At 66.8% G+C, this 14128-nt stretch carries 13 protein-coding genes; 7 read left to right on the top strand and 6 right to left on the bottom strand.

Translation table 11 applies throughout. From position 1 onward, the window contains the following. Positions 1–1174: 1174 nt before the first annotated feature. Entirely contained in the window at positions 1175–2290 is a 1116-nt protein-coding gene (locus ABZV58_RS05910; protein WP_354999069.1) for a hypothetical protein, read from the bottom strand. A gap of 186 nt (positions 2291–2476) precedes the next feature. On the opposite strand from ABZV58_RS05910, the gene ABZV58_RS05905 reads away from it, so the two are divergent. From ABZV58_RS05905 to ABZV58_RS05880, 6 genes are all read left to right on the top strand, one after another. Beyond that, complete coding sequence (locus ABZV58_RS05905) at positions 2477–4144, top strand: hypothetical protein (protein WP_354999068.1); 1668 nt, start codon at positions 2477–2479, stop codon at positions 4142–4144. Positions 4145–4168: 24 nt separating this feature from the next. Continuing rightward, positions 4169–4513 (top strand): hypothetical protein, encoded by a 345-nt coding sequence (locus tag ABZV58_RS05900; protein ID WP_354999067.1) that lies wholly within the window; start codon positions 4169–4171, stop codon positions 4511–4513. After that, on the top strand, positions 4510–5001 hold the full coding sequence (locus ABZV58_RS05895) for a YbaB/EbfC family nucleoid-associated protein (RefSeq protein ID WP_354999066.1): 492 nt from the start codon (positions 4510–4512) through the stop codon (positions 4999–5001). Before ABZV58_RS05900 ends, ABZV58_RS05895 begins: the two co-directional genes overlap by 4 nt. Positions 5002–5045: 44 nt before the next feature. Next, a complete protein-coding gene (locus ABZV58_RS05890; protein ID WP_354999065.1) occupies positions 5046–7655 on the top strand; it encodes a hypothetical protein in 2610 nt (869 codons plus the stop codon). Then, positions 7652–8452, top strand: a complete 801-nt coding sequence (locus ABZV58_RS05885) for an ESX secretion-associated protein EspG (RefSeq protein WP_354999064.1) — start codon at positions 7652–7654, stop codon at positions 8450–8452. Before ABZV58_RS05890 ends, ABZV58_RS05885 begins: the two co-directional genes overlap by 4 nt. A gap of 176 nt (positions 8453–8628) precedes the next feature. Further along, on the top strand, positions 8629–9567 hold the full coding sequence (locus ABZV58_RS05880; RefSeq protein ID WP_354999063.1) for a hypothetical protein: 939 nt from the start codon (positions 8629–8631) through the stop codon (positions 9565–9567). Here ABZV58_RS05880 and ABZV58_RS05875 read toward each other — a convergent pair. The 3 genes from ABZV58_RS05875 to ABZV58_RS05865 form a co-directional block, all read right to left on the bottom strand. Then, the gene (locus ABZV58_RS05875) at positions 9537–10601 is read right to left on the bottom strand and encodes an acyl-CoA desaturase (protein ID WP_354999062.1); all 1065 of its coding nucleotides are present in this window, start codon (positions 10599–10601) and stop codon (positions 9537–9539) included. The two genes, ABZV58_RS05880 and ABZV58_RS05875, sit on opposite strands and share 31 nt — an antisense overlap. Before the next feature lie 74 nt (positions 10602–10675). After that, positions 10676–11110: a serine hydrolase gene (locus ABZV58_RS05870; RefSeq protein ID WP_354999061.1), complete on the bottom strand. Its 435-nt coding sequence runs from the start codon at positions 11108–11110 to the stop codon at positions 10676–10678. Between the two features lie 222 nt (positions 11111–11332). After that, the gene (locus ABZV58_RS05865; RefSeq protein WP_354999060.1) at positions 11333–11500 is read right to left on the bottom strand and encodes a hypothetical protein; all 168 of its coding nucleotides are present in this window, start codon (positions 11498–11500) and stop codon (positions 11333–11335) included. A gap of 113 nt (positions 11501–11613) precedes the next feature. Between ABZV58_RS05865 and ABZV58_RS05860 the strand changes: the two genes are divergently transcribed. Further along, complete coding sequence (locus ABZV58_RS05860; RefSeq protein ID WP_354999059.1) at positions 11614–12168, top strand: hypothetical protein; 555 nt, start codon at positions 11614–11616, stop codon at positions 12166–12168. A 609-nt stretch (positions 12169–12777) separates the two neighbouring features. Here the strand turns inward: ABZV58_RS05860 and ABZV58_RS05855 are convergent. Both ABZV58_RS05855 and ABZV58_RS05850 read right to left on the bottom strand, forming a co-directional pair. Next, positions 12778–12957, bottom strand: coding sequence for a hypothetical protein (locus tag ABZV58_RS05855; RefSeq protein WP_354999058.1), 180 nt, complete (start codon positions 12955–12957; stop codon positions 12778–12780). Between the two features lie 1036 nt (positions 12958–13993). Then, positions 13994–14128 (bottom strand): adenosylhomocysteinase (locus tag ABZV58_RS05850; RefSeq protein WP_354999815.1); only part of this gene is annotated, 135 nt, incomplete at its 5' end.

Below are 14128 nucleotides of genomic sequence, written 5' to 3'. Positions count from 1 at the left end.
CTCTGACCATCCTTCCTCAGTGCACGCTGTGACCCCCCGTCACGATTGATTCACGGTTAAACCAAAGATTGCATTAAGATTTCTCGAGGCAGTTCCGGCTTGGACCGTTCATGCTTCGACATAACCGATTTCGACGTTGTCGAGGGTCGGCGAAGGGCCCCGAATAAAACGGAGCATCGTCCACAATAATGCGGAGCAACTTCCACGGACAGCCCAAGCCACGACGAAACGACGCAGGTCAGACTGGACCTAGCGGTGTCGTCGGTGCTCGGTAGAGCAATCGAGTCAGCGAGCGACGCTGGAAACAGAAGCGCTACAGGGCATGCCAGAGGATTGCGGCGCGCGTTAGAGGGGATAGTGCCCGAACAAGGTGCGTACGTCGCACCTACACTATGGCGATGTGGATTGGCACAACGATCCCTCTCGGAATTTCGTACGACGGCACAGGATTCATGGTTACCGAACAGTATTTGTACGGTCTCGAGCTTGTCAACCGTCCGAGAGCATCTCGTCGGTTACCCGAACCGAAGACGCGCCGCGTGTTCGCAATGCCCGGACCGAGCGGATCGAACGACTCGCGGCGGCAGTCGACACCCGAGTGGGTGACCAGCCGCACCCGCGACGATGCGCATCGCCCTGGGCCGACCTGAGCGTCATCAGGTGCCCTGCTCCGCAGCGGGCCCCGCGGCTCGCAGCGCCACATATTTGACCGATCGGTCGAAGCGTCCTAATATCTCGAAATATGCTGCCTACCAAGCAATTCGACCCTGGGTCGGTGATCATCCGGGCACCGAAGCCGTACTGGCAGCATGGTTGCGAAGCGACCTCGACATCGGAGTCGTCCGAGCATCTCGATGCTACCGGCGCATACGCGACCTCGGCCGCACACACGAGCTCTTCGTGACGAGCGCTGCCACGCCACGTGGAGGTCGCCGACGCGCGCTGGTCACGGCGGAACCGGCCCGTCCAGATCCGGCAAGCCCGACGAATCCGGGGTCGCTCTCGTCGAATCGCGTTGGGCGCGAACAGGACACATTACTGTGCGCCGAGCGTAGAACGCGCCGAGACCCGACGCGAACCCGCGCCCGGAGGCCAGCGGCGATTCTGTCGAGCGCGCGGATCTCTTGTCAGGGCGATCTACTCAGTTCGAGCAACGAGGTGGGTTACCGCACCTTCAGTCCGCCGCGCCCGCCATGACCAGCTGGTGTAGCGCGCCGTCCACGTCCTCGCGCTCACCGAAAAGCCGCACCAGCAGTGCGCGCTCGGCCGCGCCGTGCTCCGCGGCCAGCACCAGTTCCATTGCCCCGTCCCGCGTTTCGACGCCCGATTCCTCCGCGAGCGACGCCACGATGTCGGCTGCGCTCTCCCTGGTCCATACCCCGGGAATCGCGGCCGCGACCTCGCTCGCGGGCGGTGCGGCGCCGCGATACCAGTGGCCGCCCTCCCACCAGTAGCAGAAGGAGAGCAACCCGGACCCGGCGCGCGGGTTGAGCAGCGGGTTCGCCACCCACCCCGGCGCGCCCGCGTAGAGATCCGGCATGGGAGCGCCGGCGTTGTAGACCGCGTCCAGCACCGGGTCGTTCCATACTCCGCCGGAGAGCACCGCGCGGTCGCCGGGGACCAGCCACAGCGAGGAACCGCTGCGCTCGGCGCCCTCGAACAGGCCGAGCGCGGGCAGCACCCGTGGCCCCCACGGAGATCCGGCCGCCACGAACGCCGCGGCGATCGCCGCCCAGCGCATCGCCAGCAACGGCAGCGCGGGCAATGTCGTCTCGATTTCCGGGGTGAGCGTGGCGGTCCGGGCCAGTGCCCCCGCCTGCTCGGTGGGCCGGGACTGCCGGTTCTCGTGCCCGATATGGGCCGCCAACCAGATCGGGAGCCGCGCCCGCGGAAACGCCTCCAGGTCGGCCCGATACACCTCCGGCGGGAAGAGGTGGTCATCCGGGAAGGGCTCGGCGCCGAAGTCGGGCTCGGCGCCGACCTCGCCGGACGCCGACGCCGTCACCAGGTAACGCCACCACGGGCCGCCGGGCAGGGCGGCCGACGCCTCGCGGTGTCGCCGGACCAGTGCCAGCACCTCCTCGGAGGGCAACACCTGGGCCGGATGGCCGTGCTCGTCGGTGAAGAAGACCGACGCCAGCTCCGATACGGCGGTGAGCGCGAACACCGCATGCATCTCGTGCCAGCCCGGCGGGGCGAGCGCGCTCAATTCCGCGGCGATCCGGCGGCTCGCCGCGTCGGCGAGCGGTGACTCGGAAACGGCGGGGAGCGAATCCTCTGCTGCGGTCATGAAAGGCGGCACCTCCTCGATGGGGCCCGCACGCTACCACTCGGGAGCGAACGGCGCCGGTGCGGCGAATTCGTTTGCCCGTCATCGCGAATTAAGTTGTCTGCGTTCTAATCCCACGACATCGGACGCCGAGAGGAGAGCTGCGGTGAGCAATCCGACGGTGCGGTGCGGAGCCGCGGTGCAGCGATGACCATTCACATGCCCGAGGGGTTGCAGTGGCTGGCCTGGGTGGCCGGAACCACCTGGCCGGAGGGCGACGAGGACGTCGCATGGGCGGTGTCGGAGGCATGGAAGACGGCGAGCGCGGAGCTGACGGCCTTGCTCGCCGATGTCGACGCGGCGAAACAGGCCACCATCGACGCCTATGGGCAGGGCGAGGGCGGTACCGCCATGGGCGCCCGCTACGACGCGCTGCGCACCGGTGAGCACTCCATCGAGGCGCTGGCGAACTTCATGAGCACCGTCGGCGACAGCACGTTCGACATGGGCACCGAAATCCAGGCCACCAAGATCACCGTCATCGTGACGCTGGCCTGGCTGGCGCTGGAGATCCTGTGGGCCTGGCTCTTTCCGCCCACCGCTCCCGCGGTGGAGGCGGCCGCGATCACCACCACGCGCTCCTTCCTGAAGGTATTCGAGGACTTCGTGCAGAAGGCGATCACCAATCTCGCTGCGCGCCTGGGCGCTTCGACCGCCAAGCGGCACTTCTGGACCCAAGCCGCGCGGCTGCGGCCGGTCTTTCCCACCGCGAAGGGCTGGGGCGTCTACGGTGCGCGGGCCATCGAGGCGACCGCCATCGTCGGGACCATCAACGGCTCGGTGCAGGTCGGTCAGCTCGCGGCGGGCAAACGACGGCACTTCAACGGCACGGAGTTCGGGCTGTCCATCCTCGCCGGTGTCGCGGGCGTGGTGCCCGGGCGCGAATTCGGGCGCTATCTCGGGCACGGTATCGACAAGGTCGCGGGCAAGCAATTGAACAACATCCCGGGCCGGGTCGGTCGTGGCGCGGTGATCGGTGGCGCCTCCGGTGTGGTCGGCACCGCCTTCGGCAACCTGGCCGTGGGCGCGGTGACCAGAGACTTCTCGTCGTTCGCCTCCGGGCCCGGCTGGGTCGGCGGTGCCACGCGGGGTGCGGTGGTGGGCGGTGCGCGCGGCGGTTTCGCCATCGGCAAGCCGATTCCGCCGGGGCACGGCGACATTCGCTCCTACGTCTGGATGCCGAAACCGAATTCCGGCAATGCGGCGCCCCGGCCACCGGTGAGCGACGGTTCGTCCAGCGGGTCGAGTTCCCGGCCGTCCAGCGTTTCCGACGCGAGCGTGTCGTCCTCGGTCCAGCCGGTGCACGCGGGCTCGTCGCACCGGCCGTCGTCCTCGCACAGCAGCGCCTCGGGCAACAGCGTCTACTACGACGCCGCGAGTTCGTTCCACAGCGCCGGAAGCAGTTCGAGCAGTAGCTCGGGCCGCACGATCTACCACGACGCCCGCACCCACCAACCCCCGACCTCGTGGTCGTCCTCGGTCGACGGCGGCTGGACCCCACCGCCTCCGTCCGGCTCGGGCGGTGCGCAGCGACCCCCGCTCCCATCCGGTGCTGGGGTGACCGGCGCGAATGGCGGGAGCAGCAACGGAAACCCGATCGCCACACACCACAGCGAACCGTTCCTGGGCGAGGGCAAGGACGTGCGCGGCAAGCCGCGGCCGAAGCAGTGGCCGTGGGTGGAACCGCTGCCGGGCCCGTACTCCGCGCCATCGTCGAGTGGCTCCTCGGGAGAGCAGTGGTTGCCGACCACAGACGCGCGGAATGCCCCACTCGCGAACGCCGGTGAGCAGGTCGACGTCCCGTTCACTCCGTAACCCGACGACACAGGAGGAAATGCCATGGCCGCGGACCAGTTGGAGGTCGATCCTCACAAACTGCGCCACGCCTCGGATCTGACCCGGGAGCTGTCGAACGACACCACGGGGGTCGCCGAGAAGCTGCGCAACACCCTCAGCGGTATCGAGTCCGACGGCACCGTCATGCCGTGGGGTGATGACAAGCGCGGCCACAAGTTCTTCGACGGCGACAAGGGCTACAAGGCGGCGCGGGACAACCTGATCGAGGGCGCCATCGGCGCCGCGACCACGTTGGGCGACATGGCGACCGGGCAGCGCGATGCCGCGGACGCCTTGGCCGCTACCGACTCCGGCAACGCCGGCCAGTTCGGGAAGCCGACGCCGTGACGGGGCAGCCCACCGTCAACGAACGCCTGCGCGCCGACATGGCGACGCTGGTGGAGGGTCTCGGCGAGCAGTTCCGCGGCATCGCCGAACTGCAGCAGCGGCGTTCGCGGCTCACCGAGACGGTGCGCGTGTGCGATCAGCGCATCGAGGTCACGGTGAACGCCGACGGCATCCTGATCGACACCAAGTTCGCCGACGACGTCCTGGATCTGACCCTCGAGGAGATCGCGGAGAACGTCACCGCTGCGGTGCAGGCCGCTGCCGCGAAGGCGGCCGAGCGCAGCCGAGAGCTCATGCGCCCGCTGTTGGAACGCAAGAACGCCCTGCCGAAACTCTCCGAGATCATCGAGGGCGCACCGGATCTGGGCTCGCTCATGCCGACGGCGCCGCCACCGCCGCTGATTCTGCCGGACCCGAGCCGCTGGCCCGTAGATGACGATTCCGGCGCCCGCGCGCCCCGGTCCGTGGTGGCCGACAACGACGACTGACGCGGCGCACGCGGTGCGCCCGCGCGACAAGAAGGGTGAACGGGATGGCTCTCGAACCAGGCACGTGGTCGGGCCTGAAGAACCAGGCGCAGGCCGGGTATCTGAAGTTCGACACGGCCGACGCGCTGGCCGCCGCTCGGGCCTGCGCCGATCTGGTCGACGACCTGCTCGGCATGGCCGCGGCCGTGACAGACCTGCGCCTCGACAATTTCGCGCCGATCGGCACGCTCACCTCCGGCACGCAGTTGGCGATGGCGTTCACCACCAAAGGAAACCGGCTGCGAACGATCCTCGAAGATCACGCCGACATCGTCACGGACATGGGCGAGACCTACATCGCGGCGGGCAAGGCGTACGCGAACGCCGAGGGTGAGTCCGAGAGCGACTTCAAGGCGCTCGACAACCTGAAGATGCCGACCGAGGCCAGCACCTACACTCCCGGCGCACGCAAGCCGGGCGGGCCGGACGCCGAGTTCGACAAGCCGAACGGCGGATTCGCATGGAAGGGCAAGGACGGCAAGCCACACATCCAGCGTGCCGACGCGGAGAGCTTCCCCGCCTCGCTGAAGGACTACCAGGGCGAGAAGGATCCGGGCGTCACCGCCAACGTCGAGAACAAGGACAGCCTCGCCTTCAGCGAATTGTACGAGCTGGGCCGCGATCTCGACCCGGCTCCGGTGCTGGCCGCCGCGGGCACCTGGCACAGCATGGCCACCGACCTGCTCGGCAAGCTCAACACGTTCGTGAACGCCATCAACACCGGCACCGAGTCATGGGAGGGGCAGGGCGCGGCCGCGGCGGCCGCGGCGATCGAGAACTACTCCGAGGGCGTGCAACCGCTGGCCACCTCGATGATCGCGATGAGCCAGAACCTGGACTACAGCGCGCAGTGGCTGCACCTGACCAGGCTCAGCATGCCCTCCAGTCCCGATCCCGGTGACTGTTGCCCGGGCAAGGTGACCCGCCGGTACCGCGACGAGTGGCAGAAGCACTACGGCGAGGGCATGAAGAACACCGTCTCGGTGATGCCCGTGGTGAACGGTCCGATCGCCCAACCGGCGCCGCAGGGTGGTCAGGGGCAGAACCAGCCCGGGAACGACCAGCAGGGCAATGGCCAGTACGGCAACGGCCAGTATGGCAACAACCAGGACGGCTACGGGAACCAGCAGCCGGATCCGAGGCAACAGCCGGGCTACGGGCAGGTCGTCCCGGCGAGCCAGTCCGGTTACGGCACAGCGGATTCCGGCACAAGCCCACGCCCTGACAGCGTCGGATCGCAGGGCGCCGAATCGCGCGGCACGGGATCGGGCGGCACGGGGTCGGGCGGCACGGGGTCGGGCGCGAGTGCCCCGCTGCCCAACGGCGCCAAGGGCGGTGGCGGCAGCAGCGCGGGTTCCAGGTCGCAGGGGCAGCTCCCACCCGGCTACGAAGCCGCGCAGCAGAAGGCCGAGTCTGCCGCGGCCGGCGCCCGCGGTGCGGCGACCCCGGTCGGTTCGTCCGGCGCTGGTTCACTGGACGGCGGCGGGACGCAGACGCGCCCGTCGAGTTCGGGGAATCCGTTCCCGCGCAGCAGCTTTCCCGGCGAGTCGTCGTCCGGCTCCCCCTCGGGAGGCAGCGGCACCAGCATGCCAAGCGTCCCGTCGCTCGGGTCTGCTCCGCTGCCCAACGGCGCGAAGGGCACTCCGCTGCCCAACGGTGCGAAGGGCAGATCGTCCGGCGGCGGTGGAACGGGCAGTGGGTCATCGGGGACGGGTGGATCCGGCGCGAGCGCGCTGGAGGACGCGCTCGCCAAGGCCACCGGCGCCGATCCGGCCCAGGTGCGTTCGATGCTCGGCGAACTGCCGAAGCTGCTGAACGAGAACACCCTGTCCACGAAGAGCGGCCTCTCCCCGGAACAGGTGCGCTCGGTGCTGAAGAACATCCCGGAGGCGGCCGACGTCGACGAACTGGCGAAGCGCACCGGTCTCGACCCGGCGCAAGTGCGGTCGGTGCTGGACAACCTGCCGCACGCACTGGACGAGAAGGCGCTGGCGGCCGCGACCGGCACGAGTGACCACTCGGCCTGGCGTGCCGGCGTGCCGGGCCAGTCGTCCTCCGTGGCCGGGCTGTCCGGTCCGACTGCGGGCGCCGACGGCGGCCCGGCGTCGTTCGCCCAGGCGGGCAGGGACTTCCTCGGCCAGATCGGTATGGCGCTCACCCAGGGACTGGAGTCGCTCGGTCAACTCGGTGCCACCCTGCCCGGCGCGGACCAGTTGCACGAGATGCTGCGCCGCTTCGACCCGGCCGCACTCGCCGCCGCCGTGGGCGATCTGCCGGTCGATCCGGCGTCCGGCGCGGGCGGCGGCAGCACCGGTTCCGGTGGTGTGGGCAGCCCAGCTGGTTTCTCCGAGCATCCTTACCAGCAGGCACGTGCGTTTCCGCGCGCGTCGCTGCCCGGCGCCGAACACCCGCCCTATCCGGCCACAGCGGCGGCGAGCCAGGGCTCGCACGGGATGGGAGGTCCCCCGATGATGGGTCCGGCCGGCGCCCCCGGCGCGGGCGGTGGGCAGGGCGATACCGCGCAAAAGCCGGCCAAGTACCTGAAGTCCAAAGCGCATCTGAACGACGGCATCGGCGCCGTGCCAGACCGAGTGAAGCCGGTGATCGACTTGTGAGCCGAACCTGGAAGTTCACCGACCTCGAGTTCAACCTGCTGTGCGAGGAAGTGCGGCAAGGCGAACTGCCCGCCCCGTTCGTCTTCACCAGCCGCACCCGGCTGGCGGACGACTACGAGCGGGAGAAGTCCGAGGTCCAGCAGCGGTTGCGGGGACGGTTCGACCACGACCTGGACGCCATGGCGAGCGCCATCGCCCGACCTGACATCTTCATCGTGGCGCACGCCTGGGACGACCAGGATTTCGACAACCCCGAAGCGCGCACTCGGGTGCATGCCGTCCGGCAACGCGCCCGCGGGTACGTCATCACCCAGCGCCCCGGTGAAACCCTCATGCACGCGGGTGGTTTCGACGCTGTCGAATGCGACCCGCATGCCCTGGCCGATACCGTGCTCGGACTGCTGCCCAAATGCAATGCGGGCAATCTGGACGACATCCAGCTCACCCTGCCGACCTCGGAACCCACGATCGTTCACCAGGGCCCGTCGTCCGGCGTCATGGACAACGACGACACAGACGACGACACGATCAGCAGCGACGCCTTCTTCGCGACTCCCGCGGTGAGCACCGGCATCGTCAAGGTCCTGCAGGGCCGTTCCAAGTACGGCCCACGCGGCCGGATCGAAGCAGGCATGCTCTGGCGCGACCTCCCCGACGACGGCCGCTACGTCATGCCCCTGGACCACCCGGCCCCGGTCGCCACCGCGATGAGCAGCGACGGCCTCACCGAGTGGGTGCGCGAACAGATCGACCACATTCTGGCGCGCATGGAATCGCATATGGAGACGGAAGACTGACGCCGCTCAAGCGCTCCGGGCCTGTGCGGCAACGCAATTCGATGTCGGTATGAGCGATAGCTTGGGTTGTGCTTACGGTGCAGATGAACGACCGAGCGGCGAGACTGCTCGGTGTGCGGGACGGCTTCGGTGGTCTGGATCCAGAGGAGGGCTTGGCCTCCGGTTTGCGTACCTGGGTGGACGGCGGGATCGAAAGTCGCGGCGAGGTGGTGTCCTGGGCCCCGATTCCCGCGGACGCTGACGACGCACCGGGACGTTTGGTCGACCTCTACGATTGGGAGCACTGGCACAACGACTTCCACCTGGAAGACTTTGTGTCCGTCGACTACACGTATGCCGACGGGCCGATCGTCGGCGTCGACGCGCAGCGGACACTGCTCAGGCAAGGGATCGCGTTGGCTCGGGAGGTCGGACGGCTGGCCGGTGAGCTGAGCACGCCCATTCCGTTGCGGTGCATCATCAAGGTCGACGAAACCAACGGCAAGTTCGCGTTCTATCGGATTCGGCCCGAGGACAGTTGGGTGCTCGATGACCTCGACGGGGACGACCGTGGCTATGTAGTGATCATCGACTTTGTTCCTCGGCCTCGCGACAGGTTCCGAAGCGCGCGCATCGGTGCGGCGCAACGGGCGGCGCTCATCGACCTCGTCGAGCTGCTCGCACCCGATGTCGAGAAGGCTCGTGGCAGATTGGCGTACGTCCTCGAGAATGCGTTGTGGTCAGCGTTCGATCCCGAAGATGCGCTGATAGAGGCGTTGTTCGACGGCATCGAGAGCGCCTTGACCTACTTTCTTCGCGTTGTCGCTGATCCCGACACGATTCGCCGCCGCCTGGAGCTGATGCCCACCTGTCCGGAAGGACTGGCCTGGTACTGGGACCAGTGCGACGACGATATCGGATCCTGGAACAGCGAGACCGATCTTCAGCCTTACCTGCGGTTGTTGGCCGATCGCTGTCGTGCGGTCGATACCGCGTTGATCGGCGTCTTCACCGGCGCGGATGGACTGGTGCTGGGTTTCCTGCCTTCGGACAAGCTCGAGCGATTCATCGTTCTCGCCGCGACGGCCAAGGCCGAGATCGTCATCTACGGCTCGGTCGAGCCTGTCGAGCACTGAACCGGTTTCATCGATGACGTCCTTTCACCCGGATTGCGTTGTGGCACTGCAGCATCCGGGTGCCGATCGGGAGTACGCAGAGGAGCGCCGACGTGGTGCAGGTGTCTCAGCGCCTCGCGGTAAGAGGAGATCAGACCGGTTTCGTGGTAGGGCACGCCGATTTCGGTGCAGTAGTCGCGGACGATCACCTGGGCATGACGCAGGTTCGGCGTCGGCATGCTCGGGAACAAATGATGCTCGATCTGATAGTTGAGCCCGCCGAGGGCGAGGTCGGTCAACGCGCCACCCCGCACGTTGCGGGAGGTCAGCACTTGGCGACGGAGGTAGTCGGGGCGGTCGGCGCCGGTCAAGGTTGGCATGCCCTTGTGGTTCGGGGCGAAGATGCAGCCCATGTACAGGCCGAACAGGCCTTGGTGGACAGCAAGGAACGCGAAGGCTTTGTCGGCGGGCAGAACCGCGAACAGTGCGACCAGGTAGATGGCGAAGTGGCCGAACAGCAGTGCGCCCTCCAATCCGCGGTGGTCGACCGATCGATTTCTGAGCGCACGTACACCGGCCACATGGAGGTTCAGGCCCTCCAGCAACAGAAGGGGAAAGAACAGGAACGCCTGCGCCCTCCCGATGAGTCGAGGCAGACCGCGGCTGGACCGTGCCTGCTGTTGTGACCAGACAAGAATGTCGGGCGCGACGTCGGGGTCGAGTTCCTCGTGGTTCGGGTTGGCGTGATGCCGGGTGTGCTTGTCCTGCCACCAGCCGTAGCCCAGGCCGATGCCGGCGTTGCCGACGAGTCGTCCCATGAGCTCCGTCGGTTGCCGTAGCCGGAAAACCTGGCGGTGCGCGACATCATGCATGACGAGTGCGATTTGAGCGAACGTCACGGCCATGAACCCCGCGACCAGCAGCGTCCACCACGAATCGCCGACGAGGACGAACGCCGCCCAGCCGGCTGCGAACGCGACCCCGACGAGGCTGAGCCGGACGACGTAGTAGAGGGGACGCCGGTTCATCAGTCCCGCCTCGGAGATCCGGCGCAACAGACGGGCGTAATCACCGCCGCCGCCGCGCTGCGGTGACCGTGGAGAGGACTCGGGGGACAAGGCAGATGTCGTCATAGATCTTCCTGAGAGCTGAGTCGGAGACGCCACCTCCGTCCGCCGACGATGTCGATCGGTCGACGTCGGGAGCGGGGCCGATTTCGATATCCCGAAGCTATCGGCCGAATTCTCGTTGCCCGTAACCCTCTGGTATGACATGGAATCGGACTGCGGTGTGATGTTGGATGCCTACCGCGGACCGAGGCCGCCGAACCGATTACCGGCCAACACATCGGACCGGACGTCGTCGACCACACGGTGACGATGGTGTCGCGCTCCCACGCGACGGTGCCGGCGGCGTCGGCGTATCCGCCCCAGATATCGACCACCGGCGCACCGTCGACGAACACCGCCGCCGCCGCGCCGCCATCATCGGAGTCCAGCGAGGCCGCCAGCGCTTCGGCGACCGCGCCGAATCGGTCATCACACCAGCCTTGGATCTGCGCCACCGGCGTAACCTAGCCGGACCACGAACATCCGAGCCGCCGATTTCCCGCCAATAGGTTGACTACCGCCGGCTTCCGATACGCCTGTCTCCCAGGCGATCCCGGCGACGGGTTCCCCGCTGCGCAACCGCGCACATATGGGTTGAGTACTACGTACTCCGGGCGAGCGATCCGTTTGGCATCGAGTGCTATTCGACGGAATGTCGCTGTGGCATAACCGGTTTCTTACTCAGCCCAACCCTCGGAGGCAACGGACAACAGCCAGCCGCCGAGCACTACATGCTTGGCGGTGACGTACCCGCCGGACAGAAGCCGCAAGCGCTGGTCCCGGCCGGTTGGCGGCAGAGCGCCGAACCGCTCGCCGGAGACGCCGACGAGGTCCTCGTCATCCACGAGGGCTGGTCAAGGCGATTTGCTACCGAATCCGCCGGTCTGGTCTCGGTGGACACACTGGCACACACGACCGCGTAGATTGCGTCGGCAAACAGGATCTAGCCACAACGGGGGTGAACGCGGGGCCGGATACGACAAAACAGGTCAGGCCCTCAACTCAATCGTTGCTGGTGGGGCATGATGCGCTGGTGGATTCGGATCATCTGGTGTCGATCGAACTATTGGATATGGAGCGGGAGGTATTGAGCTGTGGGCTGCGTGAATGGGGCGGCCCCGCCAGATGTACCGACGCACTCGCGGCCGCGATGGGCTTCCGGAACGTGGAAGACCTGTTCGAGGAGGGGCGTCGACTGCGGCCGCTGCTGATCGATGGCGAGCCAATGAGTGCGAAGGACTGGCGGCGGACGGTGATCGCCACCGAGTTCGCTTTTGCCAGCGACGTCTTCGGGTCAGGTACGGACTGGTCAATCACCACAGGGTTCTCCGATGCGGAGACGATCAAAATCTTGCGTGGATTGCAGCGAAAGATCGGTGGCACGCTGCGCGAGGCGCTGTACGGCCCTCGTCGGGTGACGGGCAGTCGGCGAGACACGATCGGCCTACCGTTGAAGGGCACCGCAGCGCTACCGAATCCATTGCCTGGGAAGCAGACGGATAGGCAGGAATAACACTCTGACCTGGGCTGGCGGTTTCGCGTGAGGTACCCAGATTTACCCCCCGTCGACCCTGGCTCGGGGCACGAATAGGGCACGGCCGGGACTGGCACAGGTGAGCTCGTTCATGCGCGGTCGCCGTCGACATGGTGGAGTGGCGAAGTGGAGAAACCTGCGGGCCTCGATGCACACTTCGCCGGGTGGGGGCGCACCAGAGGGTGGAAGCCGTTGGACCCGAACAACCTGACCGAGCGCGAGTACCTCCTGCAGTTCGCAGCGCGCCCAGGCGCGTTCATCGGTTTCACTACCGTTCGTGGTGTGACGTGCTTCCTGGACGGTTACGACTACGCCGCACGTCGGTCTGGAGGTCGAGGACTGGATGGCTTTCGCGAGTGGCTTCTCACCAACCACCTTCGTCGCGAGAGCAGCCTCTCCTGGTCGGGTGTGATCACGCAGATTGCACTGCCCGAGCGGGACGCTGAAAGCGTGTGCCGAAATTCCCAGCTTCTCGCCAGGCAAGATCAACATGCGCTGGGCGCTGGTGACCGCAGTCGAGCTCGGCGCCCGATCGATCGCGAACAGTGCAGCCGTGACGGGCGGCTGGCCAGACCACTAAGCCCTCATTCAGCCACGACACAAGGAAGCCCCGTTGTCCTTGCCGATCACGGTCTCGGAGTAGTCGGCATCTGCGAAGTCAAAGGTGAGCTCATCGCCTGGATTCATCCAGTAGTCCTCGCCATACGGTTCGAGCCAGACCACGAGCGTGTTGTCTGAGTGAGGGTTGGACAGCATGAGCTTGGGCACCGCAGAAGCGTAGGTCACACCACGGCCCGGGCCACGTGGCAAATGCTCGCGGCAACCACCGACCTCCCCCCGGCTTGCGTTCAGCAATTCACTCACACCTGTTGAGCGGCTTGGTGATCAGGCAGAAGATCCAAGCGCTCCGACTGACCGGATAACACTGGGTGCACGGGTACGTAGGTCCGGCAGACTGGTCTATGAGGCATGCAAGCGGAGCTCGTGCGGCAGCACCGTATGGGAGTCGGTGCGCTGGTGGCCGTCGATCGGGCGGATGCCGGCCGATTCGGGCTCGGGAGTTCCGTGCAGCAATTCCGGTCGGGGCCCGTGATCGGGCCTCGTCATCGGCTCGGGTCGATGCTGCCTGAGCTGTCAGGAGTCCGGCCGCCTGCTGATAGCGCGTGCGCGCCGCCGACGTGCCGACGCGCCGGGGCGGTGAGGTACGAGCAAGACCCGTTGCGAGTCGTCGCCGCAGGCGGCTTGATTCGATGGATGCCCTGTTCGGCACCTCGGCCGACGACACCGCGATCCGAACTGTCGTCGGTCGTGTCGTCAACGGTGCTCGTGAGAGGTTCGCGAACGACGAAAGCCAGGTCCGTAATTTCGCCGGACCTGGCTTTTTGTTCGAGTGGAGCTAAGGGGACTCGAACCCCTGACCCCCACTCAGGGGTTCATGATGTCTCGCGCTTCCCACTGGGTCCCGAAACATCCCGCTACCTGGGATAGTAGGACCATCGCCTGTCCCGACTGTTCCCGGCGTTTCCCAACTTTTCCCGTTCAAAGCGTGGGGTAAGCGTGGGGAGGGTCAAGTTGGTGCCACGCCGGGTGACTGGTCATCGTTGGCCTCGCGTCAGGGCCCAGCGCGGTTCGGTCGGGCGGGTCACCGGCCGGCCCCATCAGGATCCTGGCTTACATCTTGACGATCGCGGCGGTCTCGATGTCGGTCCTGCCAAGAACTTCGGCAGTATCGGATCGAGACTTCATGTAGCTAAGCCATAACAGCGAGGATGTGGGTCAAGGTTGGTCGAGTCTCAGCGGGGGCTCAGTACCGGTAGTGGTCCGGCTTGTAGGGGCCCTCGACATCGACGCCGATGTACTCGGCCTGGTCCTTGGTGAGCTTGGTCAGCGTGCCGCCGAGCGCCTCGACGTGAATGCGAGCGACCTTCTCGTCCAGGTG

This window comes from Nocardia sp. NPDC004654 (assembly GCF_040609595.1).
Lineage (GTDB): Bacteria > Actinomycetota > Actinomycetes > Mycobacteriales > Mycobacteriaceae > Nocardia.
This window is presented reverse-complemented; position numbering and strand designations above follow the sequence as displayed.

What these genes read in the sequence shown, in the direction of transcription:
- ABZV58_RS05910 (WP_354999069.1), bottom strand. Translation starts at nt 2,290, where the DNA reads ATGACCGCAGCAGAGGATTCGCTCCCCGCCGTTTCCGAGTCACCGCTC.
- ABZV58_RS05905 (WP_354999068.1), top strand. Translation starts at nt 2,477, where the DNA reads ATGACCATTCACATGCCCGAGGGGTTGCAGTGGCTGGCCTGGGTGGCC.
- ABZV58_RS05900 (WP_354999067.1), top strand. Translation starts at nt 4,169, where the DNA reads ATGGCCGCGGACCAGTTGGAGGTCGATCCTCACAAACTGCGCCACGCC.
- ABZV58_RS05890 (WP_354999065.1), top strand. Translation starts at nt 5,046, where the DNA reads ATGGCTCTCGAACCAGGCACGTGGTCGGGCCTGAAGAACCAGGCGCAG.